13 protein-coding genes and 1 pseudogene are annotated in these 21,520 nt (G+C 71.3%); 8 read left to right on the top strand and 6 right to left on the bottom strand.

Features of this window, described 5'->3' with window-relative positions:
- The first annotated feature begins 207 nt into the window (after positions 1-207).
- The 4 genes from CBQ26_RS07510 (at position 208) to CBQ26_RS07525 (ending at position 13,540) form a co-directional block, all read left to right on the top strand.
- A complete protein-coding gene (locus CBQ26_RS07510; protein WP_088248031.1) occupies positions 208-3,015 on the top strand; it encodes a beta strand repeat-containing protein in 2,808 nt (935 codons plus the stop codon).
- A 315-nt stretch (positions 3,016-3,330) separates the two neighbouring features.
- Complete coding sequence (locus CBQ26_RS07515; protein WP_088248032.1) at positions 3,331-6,081, top strand: DUF11 domain-containing protein; 2,751 nt, start codon at positions 3,331-3,333, stop codon at positions 6,079-6,081.
- Positions 6,078-11,021, top strand: a complete 4,944-nt coding sequence (locus CBQ26_RS07520) for a DUF11 domain-containing protein (protein ID WP_088248033.1) — start codon at positions 6,078-6,080, stop codon at positions 11,019-11,021. Before CBQ26_RS07515 ends, CBQ26_RS07520 begins: the two co-directional genes overlap by 4 nt.
- Positions 11,021-13,540: a DUF7933 domain-containing protein gene (locus CBQ26_RS07525; protein WP_088248034.1), complete on the top strand. Its 2,520-nt coding sequence runs from the start codon at positions 11,021-11,023 to the stop codon at positions 13,538-13,540. The genes CBQ26_RS07520 and CBQ26_RS07525 overlap by 1 nt, the downstream gene beginning before the upstream one ends.
- A gap of 11 nt (positions 13,541-13,551) precedes the next feature.
- On the opposite strand, the gene CBQ26_RS07530 is transcribed toward CBQ26_RS07525, so the two are convergent.
- A complete protein-coding gene (locus CBQ26_RS07530) occupies positions 13,552-13,827 on the bottom strand; it encodes a hypothetical protein (RefSeq protein ID WP_088248035.1) in 276 nt (91 codons plus the stop codon).
- A gap of 566 nt (positions 13,828-14,393) precedes the next feature.
- Here CBQ26_RS07530 and tnpA point away from each other — a divergent pair.
- Together tnpA and CBQ26_RS22445 are read left to right on the top strand one after the other, a co-directional pair.
- Positions 14,394-14,780, top strand: a pseudogene (gene tnpA, locus CBQ26_RS07535) (IS200/IS605 family transposase).
- Entirely contained in the window at positions 14,781-15,176 is a 396-nt protein-coding gene (locus tag CBQ26_RS22445) for a helix-turn-helix domain-containing protein (RefSeq protein WP_244897996.1), read from the top strand.
- 1,138 nt (positions 15,177-16,314) lie between these two features.
- Here CBQ26_RS22445 and CBQ26_RS07545 read toward each other — a convergent pair.
- Positions 16,315-16,533: a hypothetical protein gene (locus CBQ26_RS07545; RefSeq protein WP_088248036.1), complete on the bottom strand. Its 219-nt coding sequence runs from the start codon at positions 16,531-16,533 to the stop codon at positions 16,315-16,317.
- Positions 16,534-16,881: 348 nt separating this feature from the next.
- Here CBQ26_RS07545 and CBQ26_RS21265 point away from each other — a divergent pair, with 348 nt between their 5' ends.
- Positions 16,882-17,403 (top strand): hypothetical protein, encoded by a 522-nt coding sequence (locus CBQ26_RS21265; RefSeq protein WP_172417973.1) that lies wholly within the window; start codon positions 16,882-16,884, stop codon positions 17,401-17,403.
- Between the two features lie 9 nt (positions 17,404-17,412).
- Entirely contained in the window at positions 17,413-17,892 is a 480-nt protein-coding gene (locus tag CBQ26_RS07555) for a helix-turn-helix domain-containing protein (protein ID WP_088248038.1), read from the top strand.
- A gap of 20 nt (positions 17,893-17,912) precedes the next feature.
- Here the strand turns inward: CBQ26_RS07555 and CBQ26_RS07560 are convergent, their stop codons facing one another.
- From CBQ26_RS07560 to kdpF, 4 genes are read right to left on the bottom strand one after another with little or no spacing between them, the layout of a single operon-like run.
- Positions 17,913-19,004, bottom strand: coding sequence for a universal stress protein (locus tag CBQ26_RS07560; protein ID WP_088248039.1), 1,092 nt, complete (start codon positions 19,002-19,004; stop codon positions 17,913-17,915).
- Positions 19,005-19,020: 16 nt separating this feature from the next.
- Positions 19,021-19,701: a potassium-transporting ATPase subunit KdpC gene (kdpC, locus tag CBQ26_RS07565; protein ID WP_088248040.1), complete on the bottom strand. Its 681-nt coding sequence runs from the start codon at positions 19,699-19,701 to the stop codon at positions 19,021-19,023.
- Complete coding sequence (gene kdpA, locus CBQ26_RS07570) at positions 19,698-21,422, bottom strand: potassium-transporting ATPase subunit KdpA (protein ID WP_088248041.1); 1,725 nt, start codon at positions 21,420-21,422, stop codon at positions 19,698-19,700. The genes kdpC and kdpA overlap by 4 nt, the downstream gene beginning before the upstream one ends.
- Entirely contained in the window at positions 21,422-21,502 is an 81-nt protein-coding gene (gene kdpF, locus CBQ26_RS23135) for a K(+)-transporting ATPase subunit F (RefSeq protein WP_425319425.1), read from the bottom strand. The genes kdpA and kdpF overlap by 1 nt, the downstream gene beginning before the upstream one ends.
- Positions 21,503-21,520 lie beyond the last annotated feature (18 nt).

Genomic DNA, 21,520 nt, shown 5'->3' on the forward strand with positions numbered 1-21,520 from the left:
TGAGCCACATTATGAGTGGTTTTTCACTTCATGCTCGTCTGAATGTGGGATTTTTCTCGCTCCGGGGGTATCCGGCTTCATGTGAGAAGCGTGTAAGAAAGCTGTCATTAAGGTGAAGCCGTGTAACAGGTGCCGTGTGGAACCGCAACAGGGACCGCCCCGAAACGACCACGCAAGTTCCGAAGCCACCTCATTTCAAGGAGATCCATGAAACACCACGTATTACTGTTGGCTGCTTTCCTCTCGCTGGGGGTCGCCTCTGCGGCCGGCACGAGAGCCGGCACGCAGATCACCAACCAGGCGAGCGCCGCCTACCGCGACTCCACCGGCACCAGGCTGGACGCGAACAGCAACCAGGTCAGCACGCTGGTCAAGCAGGTCGGTGGGGTCACCATCTCGCCCGACGGCACTCCCAGCGCCCCCGGTCAGCAGCAGCAGGCCGTTCCCGGCGCCGAGGTGGTCTTCCCGTACACGCTGACGAACACCGGTAACGGCACGGACTCCTTCCTGGTGGACACCATGGTGGACTCCAGCGTGACCAACACCGTCGCGCCCGCCACGCGCGTCGTGTACATCGACGCCAACGGCGACGGCATCCTGCAACCCGGTGAACGCGTCGCCCTGCCGCAGAGCGGCGGCAAGTCCGTGTTCCAGAACGTGCCCGCCGACAGCCCCGTGAAGTTCTTCGTGGTGCTGCAGGTCCCTGCGAACGCCACGAGCGTCAACAAGGTCATCACGCAGCCCACCGCTGCCAGCACCTTCGACGCCAGCAAGACCGACGGCGTGAGCGGCAGCACCAACTACGCCCAGGTCAACGTCGTGCAGGACGCCGTCCTGAGCGTCAGCAAGAGCGTCGTGTCCACCACCACCGAATCCAACGGTGACCTGACCGTCGTGTACCGCGTGCAGTCCACGAACACCGGCACGCAGGCCGCCAGCAACGTCATCCTGGCCGACGACATCATCAGCGCCGCCAGCACCCTGCCCACCGGCTCGGTCGTCGTGGCCGGCAGCGCCGCCATCTCCCCCACCACCGGCACGGTTACGTACCCCAACACCGACGGCGACAGCAACGCCAGCGATCAGGTTCAGGCCGTGTTCGGCAGCGTCGCGCCCGGCCAGTCGGTGCAGCTGACCTTCACGGTCACCATCCCGGCGTCGGCGGCGCCCACCAGCGGCCAGAACCCGTACTCGAACGTCGCGACCGTCACGTACACCGGCTCGACCGGCACGACCACCACGACCTCCTCGAACACCGCCGACGTGACCAAGGCCGCCACGGCCGCCGTCGCCATCGGCCCGAACGGCGACCCGCTCGGCGCGGCCGACACCACCGTCGGCGCCGCGTACACGACCGCCGAGGGCCTGACCGTCACGCCCGACAACGCCGACACGCAGACCGTGGCGTCCCTGGCGGCCGGCAGCAGCGTGACCTTCGCGCAGTCGGTGCGCAACACCGGCAACAGCACCGACGTGTTCGACTTCACGGTGGCCCTGTCGGACCTGCCGGCCGGCACGACCGTCGACCTGCTGCGTGACGGCGTGCCGCTGCCCGACTCGGACGGCGACGGCGTGCCGGACAGCGGTCCCCTGGCGCCCGGTCAGACGGCCGTGATTCAGGTGCGGGTGCGCCCGCCCGCCCAGGGCGGCGCGGACGCCAACGGCGGCAGCGTCGTCGTGACGGCCACCAGTTCGGTGGACACCAGCAAGAAGGACACCACCACCAACCGCATCGGGACGGTCACGGCGCCCAGCGTCAGCATCGGCGACACCAGCGGCAACAACGGCGGCACGCCCGCCACGCCCGCCAACCAGTCCGTGCTGCCCGGCGCGCAGGCCGTGTTCCCCATGGAAGTCGGCAACAACGGCGCGCAGCCCGACAACTACAACCTGAGCGGCACCGTGACCTTCCCCACCAGCAGCGGCAACGTGCCGGTGACGGTCGTGTACTACAAGGACCTCGACGGCGACGGCGTGCTCGACCCGAACGAACTGGCCGCCGGCCCCATCACGAACACCGGCACCATCCAGCCCGGACAGGAAATCAAGCTGCTGGCCGTCGTGAACACCCCCGACAGCGCCCTGCCCGGCCCGGTGACCGTCACCCAGACGGCGCAGAGCCCGGTCACGAACACCAGCGGCACCGACACCAACAACACCGTCACCGTGCTCCAGGAGTACGACGTGGCCCTCACGCCCGACCGCAGCGGCACGACCACCAGCCCCGGCACGGCCCTGTACGAGCACCAGCTGCGCAACGAGGGCAACACCTCCTTCGGCCCGGCGGACCTGTCGTTCACGGGCACCCCGGCCGGCGCCACGAGCGGCTGGACGTACCTGTACTCCTTCGACGGCACGACCTTCTTCGCGTCCATCGGCGCGGCGTTCAGCGACGCGGCCGCCCGCAACCTGCTGGGCAGCGTCAGTCCCGCCACCCTCGATCCGGGCGAGCAGGTCACGCTGTCGGTCAAGGTCAACGTGCCGGCCGGCGCGCCCACCGAGAGCGTCAACCAGCTGAGCCTGACGGCCGCGACCACGCCCGCTTCGCCTGCCACTGGCGCCGTGCTGCGCGACCCGACCGGCAACCCCGCCCGCGTGACCGACACCACCCGCGTGGTCGGCGGCAAACTGGCAATCAACAAGAGCGTGGACAACTGCGGCGTGCTGCTCAGCTGCAACACCGTCACCAGCGGCGCGGACGCCTTCCCCGGCGAGTACCTGCGTTACACCCTGAACGCCCGTAACCTGTCCACCGAGACCCTGACGGAAGTGGTGCTGCGCGACACCGTGCCCGCCAACACCGTCCTGGCTGGCGTGACTGGACCCACGAACGGCTTCTACCGCGTCGCCGGCGGCAGCTGGACGGCCGTGGCGACCGCGCCCGTCGCCCAGACGGCCGGCACGCTGGTGGAGTTCGCGGTGGACACGAACAGCAACGGCGTGATCGATGTCAACGAGACCAGCCTGAGCAGCGGCGCGGACGTGACCTTCACCATGACGGTCCGCGTGAACTGAAGCCCGGCGGCCCGCTCCCACCCTATTTTCAGGGAGCGGGCCCTTCCGGGGGCCGGGCGGCCCTCTGCGCGCCGCCCGCACTCCCCGACCCTCAACACCAGACAACGCCTGCGATTTGACGGTTCCACCCATTTCCCGCTTCTCCTCTGTTCCGGCTGTGCCCCCTTTGACCGTTCCAGCCTGCGGCGCCCCACCCCCACGTTTCAGCCCCCCCCGCCGCACCTGTGTCTTCCCTGCCCCGCCTGGTCGCCCTTTCTCCTTTTTCGCTTTCCCCCGACCAGCGCGGTTCCTCCTTCCACCCCAGGAGTTCCGCCCGTGCCCTCTGACTCTGCCCTTCTTCCCTCCCGCCGCTGCGCGGCGCTGCTCGCGACGCTGCTGACCCTGCTGGGCCAGCTGGCGGGCGCGGCCGGCACCCCGGCCGGTACGGTCATCAGCAACCAGGCGAGCGCCACGGCGGCCGGCGAACTGTACCTGAGCGCCCCGGTCGAGACGCTGGTGCGGGCGCGCTGCGCGCTGAACGTCACGCCGGACGGCAGCGCCGCCACGCCCGCCTACCGGGTGGGCATCGCGCCGGGCGGCGAGAGCGTCCTGCCGTACCGGCTGGTGAACAGCGGGAACGTGGCGGCCCGGTTCGCGCTGTCGTGGCAGGTCGCGCCGGGCAGCGCCTTCATGCCGGGCGGCGCGCGGGTCGTGCGGGACGTAAACGGCAACGGCCTGCTGGACCTGGGCGAACCGGTCGTGCATGACCTGAGCGTGCCGGTGGACGGCGCCGCGGACCTGCTGCTGGTCGTGCAGGCACCCGCCGGGGCGCAGGGGTCGGCCTTCATGGGCCTGACGGCGGGCTGCGCGGACGGCGGGGCGAGCGACACGGATAACGTGGCGGCCGTGCGGGTCAGCGGCGGGGCGGAACTGCAGATCGAGAAGCACTTCGCGCCGGCCGTCCTGAGCCCTGGCGACAGCACCCTGGTCACCCTGCGCGTGCGGAACCTGGGATCGCAGCCGAGCGGCGAGGCGGAGGTCAGCGACCTGCTCGACATCCCGGAACTCCGGGGGATGACCCTGGTGCCGGGCAGCGCCGTGAACCCGCTGGGCCGCCTGTCGGTCGCGGCGGCCGGAGCCTCGGGCGCCCTGTCGTGGCGCCTGCCGCCGCTGCGGCCCGGTCAGGTGACGGACCTGACGTTCCGCATGCAGGCCGCCCCGGACGCCCAGCCGGGCGCGCGCGTGAACACCGCGTACCTGAGTCTGACGCCGGGCGTCCCCCCGCTGAAGACCGAGGCGTCCGTGCTGATCCGCCCGCGCCTGGGCGTCCTGATCGGCCCGGCCGGGAACGCCGCCGCCGAACCGGGCGGCGAGGGAAGCGCCGACGACCGGCAGACCCGCACCTTCGGCGTGCAGGGGCAGGCGACGTGTTTCACGCACGCGGTCCGCAACACCGGGAATGTCGCCGACCGGTTCACGCTGGGCGGGCAGTTCACGCTGGGCAGCGGCCTGATCGTGTGGCGGGACGCGCAGGGCGCCGAGCTGCCCCAGCCGCTCGCGCTGGACGCCGGGGAGGAGCAGTCGGTGCAGGCCTGCCTGACCGTCACGGCCCGCGAGGGCGGCGCGGCGCGGGCGCGGCTGAGTGCCAGCAGCGAACTGGGCGCCGCCCCGAACCACACCGAGGACCTGCTGACGCTGGTGGACCCGCGCGCGCCGGAACTGCTAAAGACCGTGACGCCCGCCGGGACGGTCCCGGTCGGCGAGCTGCTCACGTACACCCTGCGCGCCGTGAACCCCTACGACGCCGCGCTGACGAACGTGATGCTGCGCGACACGCTGCCGGCCGGGCTGACCTTCGTGGGCGCCTCTGACGGCGGGACCTTCGACGCGTTCACCCGGACCGTCACGTGGCGCTTCCCGGCCCTGAGCCCCGGCGGCCGCCTGAGCGTGACGGTGCAGGCCCGCGTGAACGGCGACGTGCCCGACGACACCCGCCTGGAGAACACCTTCTCGCTGGGTTCGGACGAGCTGCCCAGCCCGGTCCCGAGTGCGCCGGTCCCGTCGAACGTGTACTCCAGCGCGCTGCTGCTGAGCAAGGCCGCGACCCCGCAGGCGGTGGTCGTCGGGGACCGCGTGACCTTCACCGTCACGCTGCGCAACGCCAGCCGAGTCGCGGCGCTGCAGGGCGGCACGCTGCTGGACACGCCCCCCACCGGCCTGACGTACCTGCCGGGCACCGCCACCGTGGACGGCCGCCCCGGCCCGGACCCGCAGCCGCAACCCGGCGGGGCGCTGCTGTGGCCCGTGGAGGCCCTGCCGGCCGGCGGCACCCGCACCCTGACGTACGCCATGCGGGTCACGCCGCACGCCGCGCCGACCCTGGTGAACGTGGCGGCGGCGCGCATGGAAGCCCCGAACGGCGCGGTCACGCGCAGCAGCGAGGCGCGGGCCAGCGTGCAGGTTCGGCCCGGCGTGTTCGCCGCGCAGGCGGAACTGAACGGTCAGGTGTTCGTGGACCGCAACCGCGACGGGACGTTCACGCCGGACCTCGACACGCCGGTCGCCGGGGCGCGCGTGCTGCTCGCCGGGGGGCGCAGCGCCCTGACCGACGCGGCCGGCCGGTACCACTTCGCGGCGGTGCCGCGCGGCCAGCAGGCCCTGCGGCTCGACCCGCAGAGCGTCCGGAACGCGCCGCTGAGCGTCCCGCAGGATGGCGGGCTGCCGGGCAGCCGCTCGGTGATGGTCCTGAACCTCACGAGCGTGGATTTCCCGCTCGCGCCGGCCGGCGGGGACGCCCACTCGGTGCGCAGCACGACCGTCGCGCGCGGCGACGTGGTGCTGCGCAAACAGCTGACCTGGCTGGGTGACGACCGGTATGCCGCGCAGCTGACCCTCAGCGCGCCGCGCGCCGTGCCGGGCCTGGAAGTCGCCGATCCGCTGCCGGCCGGGGCGATCCTGACGTCCGGGCAGGCCGGTTTCGCCGTAGACTTCGCAGGCGGCTCCATGACGACCTCGTACACCTTCACCTTCAGCGGTACGCCCGAGCAGGCGGGCACCGATCCGTTCCTGCGCTGGAGGCTCCCGTGAGCCGCCGGCCCCGCGTGCTGGCGCTGCTGAGCCTGGGTGTGGGCGGCGCCGCGCTCGCGCAGGACGCCGACCTGACCCGCCTCAGCGGGAGCGGGCCGCACCCGGAACGCACCAGCCGGCCCGTCACCAGCGTCGGGCAGGACCTGCAGTGGGCGGTCGGGGATGACACCTTCAACCTGCAGGTGCATCAGCGCGGCCCGGTGCGGCTGGACCTGTACTCGGCGGCGTTCGATCCGCGCGACTACCGCCAGCCGGACTCTGTGGGCGACGAGCAGTACGGCGGGGCGCCGGTCGTCACGACCTTCACGCTGCTCGGCCCGGACGGTCAGGCGATGGGCACGCTGCGCGTCCCGGACGGTCCCAGCGACTGGGTGACGGCCTTTGATGGCGTGCTGGACCCCGGCACGTACACCCTGCGGGTGAGCAGTCAGGGACGCGGGAAGAACACCTTCGCGGCGCGCATCGAGGCGGACGCCGCCAGCCTGAGCGCCACGCGCGTGAACGTCACGGTGCGCGGCGCCGCCTGGACGCCCGCGCTGACCCTGAACGCCCGCGCCGGGGACCGCCTGCGCCTGTACGACGGCGACGGCCCTGCCGAGATGGACGTGCGCGTCATCGACGCGAGCGGCGTGGTCACGCCGCTGCCGATCAGCGGGCCGCTGCAGTGGGTGGACCTGCCGCTGCCGGCCGCCGGGACGTACCGCGTGGAGCTGCGCCAGCCGGAGGGCGCGCAGCAGTACTCGAACACGGTCGGGCTGGCCTTCAACCGGGGCGGCGCGGACCAGCGCATCACGCTCGCGCAGACCGAACGGGTCGGGCAGGTGCGCGTGCAGGCGCAACTGGTGCAGCCGGGCGGCGAGATCAGCCCCACCAGCCTGACCGTCACCCTGGACGGCGAAACGGTCCCGGTGGACGGCGAGTGGACCGCCGAGCGGCCCGCCGGCACCCTGGACCTGCAGGTCAGCGCCCCGCCCGGCGCGGTCGTGGACGCCCCCCGGCAGGTCACGGTGCCCGAGGACGGTCTGGCGGACGTGGCGGTGCAGGTGCGCCCGCAGGTGCAGCTGACGCTGACGCAGGACCGCCCGGCCGTGTGCGTGGGCGACGTGGTCACCTTCCACGCGGTCGCCAGCACCGAGTACGGCGGTGTGGTCAGGACGCCGGTCGAGGTGGTCCTGCCCGACGGCCTGCGCGCCCTGACCCCGACCCGGTTGCAGGGCGCGGCGCAGGCCGGACAGCCCGCCACGCTGGAAGTCGTCGCGCAGGCCGAGCGGCCCGGCGAGGCGCGCGTCACGGCGACCCTGCCGGGCACGCAGGCCAGCGCGGCCGTGCAGGTCAGCCCGCACCGCGCGGCGCTGCAACTGCGGCGCGGCGCGCTGCCGGCCGCGCGGCCCGGCGACACCGTGACCGTCGCGCTGCACCTGACGAACACGGGCGAGGACCCGGTCCCGTACCTGCTGAGCGACACGCCCGGCGAGGGCCTGACCGCGCTGGACCGCCCGGAGTTCGAGGGCACGCTGCGGCCCGGCGAGGCCCGCACCCTGACCTACCGCGCGCGGGTCGAGGCGGGCGGCGGCGCCGTGTCCCTCGGGGCGGAACTCGTGACGGACTGCGCCGAGACGCAGACGGCGCAGGGCACCCTGACCGTGGAACCGCTGGTCGTGGCCGCGCCGCCCGCGCCCGCCAGCCCGGCCCCCACTCCCGGCGCCGCTCCCACGCCGGCCGAACCGGCGCCCGAGGCGGCCCCGGCCGCGCTGCCGCCCGTCACGCGGGTCAGCGACATTCACGCCAGCGTCACGAGCACCGGCGCCGGGCAGGGCCTGATCTACGCCCAGCGCCTCCCGGACGGCGCGGAGTACCTGCCGGGCAGCGCCCGTTACGACGCGCGGCCCATCCCGGACCCGCTGCAGGGACCGGGCGGCACGCTGTACTGGACGCTGCCCGCCCATCCGGGCGAACTGCGGTACTCGGCCCGGCACGACGCGCCGCTGCCGGAACTGCCCGAGCCCACGCTGGTCGCCACGTACGGCCAGGGGCAGCGCGAGACGCTGCGCGGCCGCCTCGACCCCGGCGACCTGGCCGCCGCGCGCCCGCTGGACGCCCCGGCGCCCCGCAGCGATCAGGCCATCCAGTCCCCGCCGGACGGGCAGGTGTACCGTGACCGCGATCAGGTGACGGTGGTCGTGCAGGGACCGGCGGACGTGCCGCTGGACGTCACCCTGAACGGCGTGGACCTGCCGGGCAGCCTGATCGGCACCCGCAGCTTCGATCCCGCCACGAACACGCAGCGCCTGGAGTACGTCGGCGTGCGCCTGACGCCCGGCCGGAACGTGATCGAGGCGCTGGGCGAGCGGACGACCGTCACGCTGGCGGGCCGGACCACCAACCTGCGCGTGCTGGGCGAGCAGGTCATCGCGGACGGCGTGACGCCCGTCGTGCTGCGCGTGCAGGCCGTGGACGAGCGCGGGGTCACGACCGCGCTGCCGTTCCTGACGGTCCGCACGTCGCTGGAGCCCACCACGCCGGACGCCAACCCGCTGGAAGCCGGGTATCAGGTGCGCCTGAAAGACGGCGAGGGCGAACTGACCTTCGCGCCGCAGGCCGCGCCGGTGCGGGTGGAACTCGAGGCGGACCTGGGGGACGGGCAGCCCATCCGGGCCGGGCAGCGGCTGGAAGTCGGGCGCGGCGCGGTCGCCACGGGCCTGCTGAGCGCCACCCTGAGCGGCGCGGGCCTGACCGTCACGGCGCGCGGCACGCTGGAAGCCCCGCTGGGCGACGGGCACCTGATCGCCGCCGCGAACAGCGACGGCCTGCACGCCGCCGAGGCGTACGCCGGGCTGTACGCGGCGCACGGGGACCGCAGCGCCGCGAGCGTGCCGCTGAGCGGCCTCGACCCGGTCGCGTTCCGCTACGACCATCCGGACTTCACGGTGGCGTACATGCAGGCGCCCGCGCCGATCCGCACCCTGAGCGTGCCGGGCACGCCGACCGCGCTGAGCGTCGTCACGCACGGCGCGCCCGGTACTCCCACCGTCAGCGGGTTCGTGGCGGCCCTGCCGGTGAACACCCGCACCGAGACGGTCACGCCGGACGGCACCCGCCTGCTGCGTCTGGGCGGCGCGGCCGTGCCGGGCAGCGAGACGGTGGACCTGCTCGTCAGCGGCCCGGACGGCGACACCGAACGCCGCCTGGAACGCGGCCTGGACTACACCCTGGACGGCCCGGCGGGCCTGCTGACCCTGGCGCGGCCCCTGAGCGCCGTGACGGTCGAGGGCGGCCTGCTGGTCACGCAGTCCCTGCGCGTCAGCTACCGGCTGGAGGGCAGCGGCGAGCGCCCCCTGGCCTTCGGGACGGAGGTCCGGATCGAGCGGGGCGCGCTGAGTGCCAGCGCCGCCGCCGTCAGCCTGCCCGGCAGCGGCGCGGGCGCGGGCCTGACGGTCGCCGCGCGCGCCGTGTACGACACGCCGGACCTGAAGGTCACGACCCTCGCGGCCGTCAGCGGTCAGGACGTGCTGCTCAGCGCCGCCGCGCAGGGCCGACTGCCGGGCGGCGCGCGCGCGTCCCTGAGCGCCTCCCGCCAGGATGACGGCTACGCGGGCCTGAACGCCACGCAACCCGGCACGCACGCCACCGCGAACGCCACCGTCCCGCTGGGCCGCTCGCTGAGCGCCTCGCTGGCCGGCGAGTACCACGACGCGCCCGCCCCGGCCGGCGACGGCAGCCGCTCCACGCAGGGTCAGGTCAGCGCCGCGCTGAACGTGAACCTGCAACCCGTCACGCTGGGGCTGGGCGTGCGCCAGCAGTTCGGCGCGGCCAGCGGCACCAGCCTCACCGCCAGCGCCGGGTACCACGCCGCGCCGCTGGACGTGGACGTCACGCACGCCCAGCCGGTCGGCGGGAACGCCAGCCCGCAGACGACCCTGAGCGCCCGCTACGCCCTGACGCCGCAGGTCGCCGCGACGCTGGGCGGCGCCGTCACCTGGCCCGGCGGGAGCGCCACGCCGGGTCAGGCGCTCAGCCTGGGTCTGGAATCGCGGCTGGGCGGCACGAACCTGAAAGTCGCCTACGAACTGCCCACCGCCGGTGGCGGCGGCAACCGCGCCCGCTTCGGCGCGGACACCACCCTGCCGCTCGGCCCGAACCTCAGCGCCTCGCTGGGCGGCGGCGTGCTGCAGGAACTGCCCGGCGCGGCCCGGCCGGACCCGGCGCGCGAATTCAACCTGAACGCCGCGCTGCGCTACCAGGACACCCGCCTGAGCGCCTCGGCCGGCAGCGACTTCGCCGTCAAGAACGGACAGTTGCGCACCGTGCTGCGCGGCGGCGCCGCCCTGAGCCTCAACGATCAGGTCACGCTCAGCGCCAGCACCCTGCACGAGTTCGGCCCGTCCCGCGGGGACCGCCTGACGCTGGGCGGCGCGCTCCGCAAGAACCAGTGGCAGGGCCTGCTGACCGCCGGGTTCGAACGCGGCAGTCTCAGCAGCACCGGGAACGGCACCCTCAGCGGCAGCGCCGAACTCGCGTACCACGCCGCCACCTGGGCCGTGCGCGGCGGACTGGCGGCCCGCGCCACGCCCGGCGACCCCGGCAGCCTGACCGTGCAGCCCAGCCTGAGCGGCTCGTACTACCTGAGTGACCGCTTCGCGCTCGGCGCGGCGCTGCACACCCAGGTGCAGCCCCTGAGCGGCGTGGTCCGCACCGCCACCGGCGTGGAGGGCAGTTACCGCGCCCTGCCCGGCACGTGGCTGACGCTGGGCTACAACCTGACCGGTTTCGACTCGATCAGCACGCAACCCACCCGGCGCGGCGCGTACCTGCGCCTGGACCTGAGCGCCGACGAGCGCCTCAGCGACCTGCTGAGCGGCCTCACGAAGCCCCCCGCACCGACCCCTGCACCGCAGACCGGCGAACCCTCTCCCGCCCCCCCCACCGAGGACACTCCCTGATGCGCGCTTCCCTCCGTCTGCTGTCCCGCCGCGCCCTGCGCGTGATCGTCCCGGCGCTCGCCGCTCTGGCCGGGACCGCCGCCGCCGCCCCGAGCTACTGCACGGCCATCTACGCCACCGCCAGCCCGAACGCGGGTTCCGGCGGGAAGTCCCGGCACCTGTTCCTGAACACCGTGAGCGGCACGACCGCCGCGTACGACCTGATCAACGACACGCCGGTGGGGACCGGCACCGCCTACCAGTACAACGCGAGTTCCATCAACCCGGTCGACGGCCTGCTGTACTACGTGGAACGCACCACCGGCACGCTGCTGAAGTACAACCCGGTCACGCGGCAGACCACGCGGGTCGGCCAGAGCCCTGACCTGGTCAACAACAACAATACCTTCGGGTCCCTGGTGGGCAGCGCCATCGAGGAAACCGGGCGCATGTACGTGTACCACAGTTACGGACTGGTCTCGGTGTTCCGCACGTCGAACGGCACCGTCATCACCCGCCCGTCACCCATCACGTTCCCGCCCTCGTTCGTGAAGAGCACCACCACCAACGGGGACATCGTGCTGGGCGCCGGCAACCAGCTGTACATCATCGTGGAAGGCAGCCTGAGCGGCGGCGCGGTCGGCAGTCACCTCGTCGCCATCAGCGACCAGCTGGTCGCGGACCCGGCCCGGATCGTTCCCATCCGCGTGGGGAGCACGCCCCTGACCGCCGTGAACGGCCTGGCGATCGAGCCCTTCCGGACCCTGCCGGACGGCACCACCATCGTCGGCGAGACCTTCTACCTGTCGACGGGCAGCGCCGTGTACGCCATGACCCCGGACGGGCAGGCCACGAACATCGAGAACGGCAACCAGGGCATCGTGGACCTCGCGTCGTGCAACGTCATCCCGGACCGGCCCACGCTCAGCAAGGTCTTCGAGCCGCCGTTCGTCAGCGCGGCCGGCGGGACCAGCCGGCTGACCATCACGGTCGGGAACAACAACCGCGGCCCGATCGCGCTGTACACCGATCTCGTGGACCGCCTGCCCAGCACGCCGGCCCAGATGACCTTCGCGGCCACGCCGAACATCAGCGGCACCTGCGACAACAGCCGCATCGTTCTCAACACCACGCCGCCTGAACTGCGTTTCCTGGCCGGGTCGTACATCCCGGTGGGCGGCTGCACCCTGCAGGTGAACGTGACGGTCCCGCAGCCCGGCACATACCGCAACACCATCGTGGGCAGCACCGTCATCACCAGCGCGGACGTCGTGCAGGAATCCGCGACCGCCACGCTGTACACCGCGCTCGGCGTGACCAAGACCTTCGACCCGCCGCTGCGCCTGCCGGGACAGACGACCACCCTGACCGTCACGCTGACCAACCCGAACGGTGCCGACACCACCAGCCTGAACTTCGAGGACCGCGTGGCCGAGACGACCGGCGTGAGCGGCCTGACGCTGGGCACCGTGCAGAGCAACTCCTGCGGCGGCACGGTAGGTACGGCCGGAGGCGTCCTGAGCGTCGGCGGCACCACCCTGCGCGCCGGCGCGAGTTGCAGCGTCCGGCTGCCCGTAACACTCCCGGCCGGGCTGCCCGGCGGAACGTACACGAACACCATCCTGCCCACGCAGGTGAGCGCCACCTTCAACGACGGCGTGCGGACCTCCACGGTATACGGCGCGCAGGCCGCGACGGCCAGCGTGACCGTCACGCCGTTCGCACTGGTCAGCAGCGCCCTGCGGACCACGCAGAGCCCGTCCACCGTCACGAACCCGCACCGCCTGACGCCCGGCGTGCCCGGCCCCGTCACGTTCACGCTGACCCGCCCGTCCGGCGCGCGTTTCCAGTACCTGCTGTGGCGCGACGTGAACGGCGACGGGCAGGTGGACCCCGGCGATACGGCGATCATCCCGGCCGGGCAGACGACCGGCACCCTGAACGTCACGGACACCTTCCCGAAACGCCCGGACGGCACGCCCGCCGACGTGAACCTGATCGTGCAGGTGCTCGTCCCACCGGGACTGGCGCAGGGGCTGACCGAGACGGTCACGCTGGCCGCGCAGCAGACGACCGGCGGCGCGACCCGCACGGCCTCGCTGACCGACACGACCGTCATCGGGCAGAGCGGCGGCGAGGGCGGCAGCCTGACCCTGGTCAAGTTCGTGCGCAACGTCACGGCCGGCAGTCCGTTCAGCCTGAACGCCAGCACGGGCGGCGTGGGCGAGCAGCTGGAGTACTGCATCAACTACCTGAACCAGGGAACCGGCACCCTGAGCGAGGTCGTGATCACCGACCCCATTCCGTTCTTCACGCAGCCACTCGGCGACGGGTACGCAACCGGACAGGGCGTGCGACTAGTGCGCGGCGCGGCCGTGCAGTCCGGACAGACCGCCACACCCGGCACGGCCGCCAGCAACCTGAGCAGCGCCCCCGACAGCGACGCCGGCACGCTCGGCAGCAACCGCCTGAGCGTGACGGTCGGCACGCTCGGCGGCGGTGAGCAGGGCGCAGCCTGCTACCGCGTGCAGATCCGCTGATGACGCTCAGATCAGCCGGCGCTGTCGTCCATCTGCGCCTGAAGGCGGATCAGCAGTTCCTCGCGCGGCAGTCCCGGATGCTGACGCCGCACGAGGTCCAGCAGCCGCTCCAAGCGGGCACCGTCCCCACCCAGACGCGCCAGCAGTTGCCGCTCCAACGCCGAAGGCGCCTCACGCGGGCCGGCGCGCAGGTCCGCATCGGGAGAGGGAGCGCGCCTCGCCCGCCAGAACATCAGGACAGCCAGCAGGGCGATGCCAGTCAGAGCAGACAGCAGCAGCAGTTCCACCCCACCAGCATAGGACGCCACGCCAGACCGCGGCGACGGACCTGGGCGGTCACCCTCCCCGCCGGGTGGACTGAAGTGGGGCTTTTTTCGCAGTGGGCGCGGCCCAGCGGATGCTACCTTCGCGCACCGATGGCCCGCAGAAGCAAAAAACGCCGCAAGAACCGGCGCCACAATGACGACCGCTGGGTAGTGCAACTGTCGAACGTGCTGCTATGCGTGAACGTCCTGCTCCTGTTCGCCCTGCTCCGGCCTAGCGGGTGAGCACGGCGTGTCCAGGAACCCAGTGATCGCCGGACTGCAGGCCAGGCATCTCAATCTTCAGGGCCACGCCCAGGCAGTACTGCTTCTTCAACCGCCAGCGAAGAGCCTGACCGAACCTCAGGTCACGCGTCGGCTCAGGGACGGCAAGCCGCGTTGCCTCTCGTTCCGGCGAGCGGCGCAGCTTCAGCTTGGCGCTGCTCTTGCAGAAAAGGGTGTGGGCTCTCCCGACAGGGAGGCCGTGCTGATGCGGAGCGTTGATGCCGAAGCGCTGTCCACACGCCGTCCCGCCGCGGTAAGCCGTGGGAGTGCCGACACCCTACCTTCACAGAGACATTGCTGTCCCGCTGTTGCTACTGCGATACCACCTTGTCTGGTGACCCGAGCGGCGTCGGAAGGTGCTGATTGGGAACGTGGCGCTGAGGCTCAAAGAACTGCTGGAAGAGAAGACCGCCGAACTGGGCTGGGAAATCGTGGCGCTGGAAATCATGCACGACCACGTTCACCTGGTCCTCGGCACCGACCCGGACGTGTCACCCACTCAGGTGATGCACGCCCTCAAGGGGTACACCTCCCGCGTGCTGCGTCAGGAGCTCCCGAAATTGCGGACCATGCCCTCGCTGTGGACACGTTCCTACTGGGTCAGCGCGGAAGTCATTCAGCGGCACATCGCGGAACAGAAGACGAGGAACTGAATGCTGAAGGCATTTCGCTATCGTCTCTGCCCCACGAAGGCTCAGGAAGCCGCGCTGAACGAACAGTTGCGCCTCTGCCGCAATCCCTACAACAGCGCGTTGCAGGAACGCCGGGATGCCTGTCGCAAGGCCGGGAAGACCGTGACCGAGTACGGCCAGATGAAGTACCTGACCGAAGTCAACGCAAGGCGTTGCCTGATACGGATGCCGTTTGTTCCGCCGACAATCCGGAACTTCACCGCCCCTGCAGACTCCACGTCCGGAATCTGTTTCTCTCCTCCTCGCATCCACTCGAACCTGGCGGGCTTTGCAGCCCATTCAATCGGGGTCCGTATGAAAAGCCGACGGATTTATCCGTTGGTGAGCCACCTCCACAGGAGAGGGATATGCCCATGAACAAATCAGATCGCGGCGCTTCAGCTTCGAATCACCCCTGCAAACTGCGCCTCATTTCAACCAAGACTGAAGTCAAGGTCATCTACGAGGTAAAAGCATGAAATCCACTGCGGGACTCATCAGACTCGGATGCAACGGGAACGCGATAACTACACTGGAAATATGGCGAGAAGCACGGAACACCTTCGAACATGCGTACAGCAGTCTTCTGAATCACCCACTCGAACCGCATGCAAGGCAGACAGGATTATGGGAACCAGAAGAATGCACGGCACTCCTGGCCGACTTGGCCGACTACGACGCCATGCGCAGATTTATCGACCAGATGCCAGTCGAAGCTCCAGCACTTCAGAGATCACTCAGGGAAATAGAGCATCAAATAGCCATCTTGAAATCTCGAACCATCGAACTGCAATTCATTCAAGAACATCTGGGACGATTCAGGTATTCTCTCGTTTCAAACTAAGTACACTGCGTTTATCTTGTAGATAAACCGCGCGGAGCGCGTAGCAGAGGAAGTACGTTGAAGCGGGAATGGAGAGATTCCGGTGCCTTCCCGGAATCTCGCAATGTTAGCTTCGACGTACTTAGTTAGACTCTGGCGTTGGCCCTGACCGCCTGACAGATGTTATGAGATGAAGTAAAAACTGACGTGCCAGCCGTTCTCGAGTGCTTCCACCGAGGACGGCTGGCCGCGTTTTCTGAGCTTCGGTGGCTCGGGGTCCGGGCCGCCCCGCAATCAAAGGGTTCTGAAGAACCTCTCATCCGCCCGGATTGAACGGGCTTTGCAGCCCATTCAATCCGGGCGGATGAGAGAAGGAGAGAAACGCCCCTCCGGCTGTGGAGCCGGCAGGGGCGGTGAAGTTCTGGATTGTTGGCGAAACAAACGGCAGTCCGTATGACCTCGACTTTCTGTTCCCTGCGCCCTGCAGTACACGACATCCAGCTGCTCCCGCCTTCTCGCCCTTAGAGCGCTAGACGCTCGTTTCCGGGCTGTTCAGGCGGAGAGGAGCCTGTCGCAGCTAAAAATACCCTCCAGACCATGACGGGGAAAATGACGTACTGACCGACGTTTCCCCTCCCTGTGCCGTCATGACGTCGTGTGGCACACGACTCCAGCAGGCGTGGAAGCTCTTGGTCAACCTTGCAGCATCACTGGCCCCACGCTCGGGTCGCCCAGTTGCACCGGCCCCACGCTCGGGTCGCCCAGCTGTACCGGCCCCACGCTCGGGTCGCCCAGCTGTACCGGCCCCACGCTCGGGTCGCCGGCTGGGACCGTGTTGTGAGCGGCGGCCAGTCCGGTCAGAGCGGTGGCGGTGAACAGGGTGAGGAAGAGGCGGCGCAGGGTGAGGGTCATGGCTGTAGTCTGCATGGCCGGCAGGGACACGCGGGAGACACGCGGCGCCCCGGCCCTGCGCCCCGGTCGCGTCCCTGCCGTGTCTCCACTCGGGGGGAACACTGCCGGTCACGGGAGCGGTCCGTGGATCCGCCCTGACAGGAGAATCCAGTGACGCCCGACCTTCCAATCACGCCGCTGAACCCTGGCCCTCCCGGCCGCGCCCTGCGGCTGCGGCGGGAACCGGGCCGGCGGTCGGCCCTGGTGTGGACTGTCCGGGCGGGTACCATCCTGACGCTGGTGGACCTGGACGGCGCTGCGGCAATGGACGGCGCAGGTGTGGGAGGAATAACCATGGGAGGCGCGGTCGTGACCGGTCCGGGAGCGCCATGCCCGCGCGCGCCGCAGGGCAGGGTGGGCTGGCCGGGCGTGGTCCGTCACGAACCGCTGGCCGGGTCGAGTCCGGGGTTGCGGAGCGCGTTCTGGGCGGACGTGACGGCCGACGCCCAGGCGGGGCGGCCGGTGGTCGTGGTCGCGCGGACCGTCGCCCCGGCGACCGCTGAGGCGCAGCGGACCCTCGTGATCCGTGGTGGCCGGGTCCTGGCACGCGCCAGTCGCGCGGAACTGCTGGCGCGGCTGGACGCGCAGCGCGTCACGGCGCGCGGCACCACGCTGCGCGGCGCGCAGGTGCTGGCCGTTCCGGGCGTGCGGTCCGTCTGCCCGGCCGGCCGGACGCTGCACGTCACCGCCGACCCGCAGGTGGACGTCGCGGCGGCCCTGCGCGCTCTGGACCCTCACGCGCAGGTCTGCGCGCGCGCCCTGACGCTGCTGGACGTCTTTCAGGGAGTCTACGGGCAGGCGGCGGTTCCGGTTGAGGTCTGCAGGGGGTAGCATCGGTCCATGACCCTGACTGCCCCGCTGGAGCATGGCGCCGAGATTTTCTGGCAGCGGTTCCGTACCACGGCGGACCCGGTGGAACGCCGCCGCGCGCAGTTTCTGGCGCTGCTGGCCGAGGGTCGTCCTGTGAGCGAGATCCTGCAGGTCACCGGGTATAGCCGCGTCAGCGCGTACGCGCTGGTCCGGCGGTACCGGGAGCGCGGCCTGGACGCGCTGCGCGACGGACGGCAGAACAACGCGGGCGCCCCCCGCCTCCTGACCGACGGGCAGCGGCAGGCGCTGAAGGACCGCCTGGAGGCCGACGCCGCCCGCAACGTCAGCTGGTCGGGCCGGGACGTGCAGACGTGGCTCCGAGAGGAGTACGGCCTGACGGTGCATCTCGGACGCACGTACGAGTTCCTGCGCGCCGCCGGTTTCGCGCCGCGTGGCGCCCGCGTCCGGCCGGACGCCGCCGGGGTCGCCCCTCCAGCCGACACCGACTGACCGGCTGCCGGGGCGGGCCGTCAGTCGCGGCTGATCACGTGGACGTCCACGTCGCGGGTGGCGCGCAGGACGTGGCGGATGATGTCGCCGCGCAGGAATTCCAGCCAGCGGGAGCGGCTCGTCTCGCCCAGCACGATCTGCGTGGCGTTCACACGCGTGGCGTGACGGACGAGCGTGTCGGCCACGCCGCCCTGCGCGGGCAGCACGTCGAAGGTGCCGCCCAGGGCGTGCGTGATCTCGCGGGCCGTTTCGAGCAGCCGGGCCTGCTGGGCGCTCAGGCGCGGGCCGCTGACGGTGATCACGTGCAGCGGCGCGTGCAGGCGCCCCGCGATCTGGCCGCCCCGGCGGATCAGGCGCAGGGCGGTGCTCTCGGCGGCGACGGCGACCACCACGACCTCGTGCGCGCCCGGCGGGCCGGGGGGCGCGTCGGCCTCGACGGTCTGGGTCACGTGCCGCAGCGCGAGTTCCCGCAGGGCCGTCAGGTTCGCCGCCGTGAAGAAGTGCGTCAGGGCCTGCTCGACCTTCTGCGGGGCGTACACCTGCCCGCCCCGCAGGCGGCGGCGCAGGTCCTCGGGCGGCAGGTCGATCAGGACGACCTCGTCGGCGTCGGCCAGGACGTGGTCCGGGACGCGTTCGCGGACGCGGACGCCGGTCAGGCGGGCGACCACGTCGTTCAGGGATTCCAGGTGCTGCACGTTCAGGGTGCTGTACACGTCGATGCCTGCCGCGAGCAGGGCCTCCGCGTCCTCCCAGCGGCGGGTGCGGGCGCTGCCCGGCGCGTTCGTATGGGCGAGTTCGTCGATCAGCACGGCGTCCGGCCGGCGGGCGATCAGGCCAGTGATGTCCGGTTCCTTCAGCAGGGCCGCGCCGCGCGGCAGTTCCAGCAGCGGGAAGCGCGGCAGGTTCCCGGCGGCCGCCTCGGTGCCGGCGCGGCCGTGCGTCTCGAGCACGCCGATCAGGACGTTCTCGCCGAGGGCGTGCCGGTCGCGCAGGTCGTTCAGGGCGCGCACGGTCTTGCCGACCCCGGCGGCCATGCCCAGGAACACCCGGTGCCGGCCGCGCCGGGGCGAGGGGTCCGGAGCGGGGCGGGTCAGGCGCACAGGGTCCGGCATGGGGTCTGGCACGGGGTCAGCGCCGGCCGGCGCTCAGGGCGTCCAGGGCGAGGTTGACGCGCAGGACGTTCACGCGTTCCTCGCCGAGCACGCCGAGGCTGCGCCGGGTGACGTTCGCGCGGATGAGGGCCTCCACCTGCGCGGGCGCAACGGCGCGTTCGCGGGCGATCCGGCCGGTCTGGGCGAGGGCGGCGGCCACGCTGACGTCCGGGTCGAGGCCGCTGCCGGACGCGGTGACCATGTCCACCGGCACGGGTGCCGAGGCGCCCAGGCCGTTGTCGGCGCGGAAGCTCACGGCGCGTTCCTGCGCGGCGTCCCGGAGTCTGGCGTTGGTGGGGCCCCAGTTGCTGGCGCCGCTGTTCTCGGCGTTGTAGGGTTGCGGGCCGCTGCCGTCGGTGCGGTTGGTCTGGCTGGGGCGGCCGCGCAGGTACCCCGGAGTGGTGAAGTCCTGCCCGATCAGCGCGGACCCGACGACCTGCCCGCCCCGCAGGAGCAGGCTGCCGGTCGCCTGGGCGGGGAACAGGACGTTCCCGGCGAGGGTCGTCAGGAGCGGGTAGGCGAGCCCGCACACGGCGGTGAACAGCAGCGCGGCAAGTGCGGCCGAGCGCAGCAGCTGGGTCAGGGACGCGGCGGGTATGACTGGTTCAGGCGTGGCAGGTCCGGGGACGGCAGGTTCAGGATTGGTCGGGAGGGTCATTGCACGGCTCCTTTCAGCATCTGCAGGTGATCGGTGACCGGCCCGAGGGTCAGGGCCGGCAGGAAGGTCAGTGCGCCGACGATCAGCAGGACGGCGACGGTCAGACCGCCGAACAGGGCGGTGTCGGTCCGCAGCGTGCCGCTGCCGGCCGGGACGCGCGTCTTGGCGGCCAGCAGGCCCGCGACGGCCAGCATGGGCAGCAGCGTCAGGTACCGGCCGGTCAGCATGGCCAGTCCGGTCGTCAGGTTGTAGAACGGCGTGTTGGCGTTCAGACCCGCGAAGGCCGAGCCGTTGTTCGCGGTGGCGGACGTGTACGCGTACAGCACCTCGGTGAAGCCGTGCGCGCCGGGGTTGTTCAGGCTACCCAGCGCGGCGGGCAGCGTCACGGCCAGCGCCGTGAAGCCCAGGATGCTCAGCGGGTGGGCCAGGACAGCCAGCATGACGAGTTTCACCTCGCGCGCCTCGATCTTCTTGCCCAGGAATTCCGGCGTGCGGCCCACCATCAGGCCCGCCAGGAACACGCTGAGAATCAGGTACTGCGTGAAGTTGATCAGGCCGACGCCCTTGCCGCCGAACACGCTGTTCAGCATCATCTGCACGAGCGTGACCAGACCGCCCAGCGGCGTCAGGGAGTCGTGCATGGCGTTCACGCTGCCGGTCGTGGCGGCGGTGGTCGTCGCGGCGAACAGGGCCGTCTGGGCGACACCGAAGCGGACTTCCTTGCCTTCCATGTTCCCGCCTGCCTGCGTAGCCGTGACGCTCTGATCGGCGCCGGCGGCCCCCAGGACCGGATTGCCGCCCTGCTCGGCCAGCAGCAGCGCGCCCAGCGACACGGCGAACAGCGTGAACATCGCGCCGAAGATCACCCAGCCCTGCCGCCGGTTGGCGAGCAGTCGCCCGAACGCGTACGTCAGCGAGGTCGGGAGCAGCAGCATGCACAGCACGTGCAGGGCGTTCGTAAGGGGCGTGGGGTTCTCGAAGGGATGCGCGGCGTTCATGCCGAAGAACCCACCGCCGTTCGTGCCGAGGTGCTTGATGCTTTCCAGGCTCGCCACGGGTCCCAGCGCGATGCGTTGCGTCTCACCCTGGAGGGTCTGCGCGGTGACGGTGGCGTTCAGGGTCTGCGGGACGCCCTGCCAGATCAGGATCAGGGCGACGGCGAAGCTCAGGGGCAGGAACACCCGGTACACGATGCGGGTCAGGTCCACCCAGAAGTTGCCCAGCTGCGCCCCGTTCGTGCCGGCGAGGCCGCGCATGAACGCGGCGGCGGCGGCGAAACCGGTCGCGGCGGACGTGAACATGAAGGTCGTCAGGACCGCCATCTGCGAGAAGTACGACAGGCTCTGCTCGCCGCTGTACGCCTGCCAGTTGGTGTTCGTCATGAACGACACGGCCGTGTTCCACGCGAGTTCCGGCGTCTGCGCCGCGAGGCCCGCCGGGTTCCACGGCAGCCAGGGTTGCAGGCGGATCAGCGCGTACGACACGAGCAGCATGACGAGGTTGCACAGCACCAGCGTCAGGGCGTAGCGGCGCCAGTCCATCGGCTCGGCGGGGTTCACGCGCAGCAGGCGGTACGTGAGGCGTTCGGGGGCGGTGTGCCGCGCCCCGGTGAAGACGCCGTGCAGCAGGCGCCCGACCGGCACGACCAGCAGCGCGCTGACGGCCAGCACGGCGAGCAGTTGCGTCACCGCGCCCACGCCGGGGAGGACCGCGGGAAGCATCAGAAGTCCTCCGGGCGCAGCAGGGCGTACACGAGGTACGCGGCGACGAGGAGAGCCACGACCGCCAGGAAGAGGATCACAGGCGCTCCAGGCCGCGC

It is taken from the genome of Deinococcus indicus (genome assembly GCF_002198095.1).
In the GTDB taxonomy this organism is placed as follows: Bacteria; Deinococcota; Deinococci; order Deinococcales; family Deinococcaceae; genus Deinococcus; species Deinococcus caeni.

What these genes read in the sequence shown, in the direction of transcription:
- CBQ26_RS07510 (WP_088248031.1), top strand. Translation starts at nt 208, where the DNA reads ATGAAACACCACGTATTACTGTTGGCTGCTTTCCTCTCGCTGGGGGTC.
- CBQ26_RS07525 (WP_088248034.1), top strand. Translation starts at nt 11,021, where the DNA reads ATGCGCGCTTCCCTCCGTCTGCTGTCCCGCCGCGCCCTGCGCGTGATC.
- CBQ26_RS22445 (WP_244897996.1), top strand. Translation starts at nt 14,781, where the DNA reads ATGCTGAAGGCATTTCGCTATCGTCTCTGCCCCACGAAGGCTCAGGAA.
- CBQ26_RS07545 (WP_088248036.1), bottom strand. Translation starts at nt 16,533, where the DNA reads ATGACCCTCACCCTGCGCCGCCTCTTCCTCACCCTGTTCACCGCCACC.
- CBQ26_RS07555 (WP_088248038.1), top strand. Translation starts at nt 17,413, where the DNA reads ATGACCCTGACTGCCCCGCTGGAGCATGGCGCCGAGATTTTCTGGCAG.
- CBQ26_RS07560 (WP_088248039.1), bottom strand. Translation starts at nt 19,004, where the DNA reads ATGCCGGACCCTGTGCGCCTGACCCGCCCCGCTCCGGACCCCTCGCCC.
- kdpC (WP_088248040.1), bottom strand. Translation starts at nt 19,701, where the DNA reads ATGACCCTCCCGACCAATCCTGAACCTGCCGTCCCCGGACCTGCCACG.
- kdpA (WP_088248041.1), bottom strand. Translation starts at nt 21,422, where the DNA reads ATGCTTCCCGCGGTCCTCCCCGGCGTGGGCGCGGTGACGCAACTGCTC.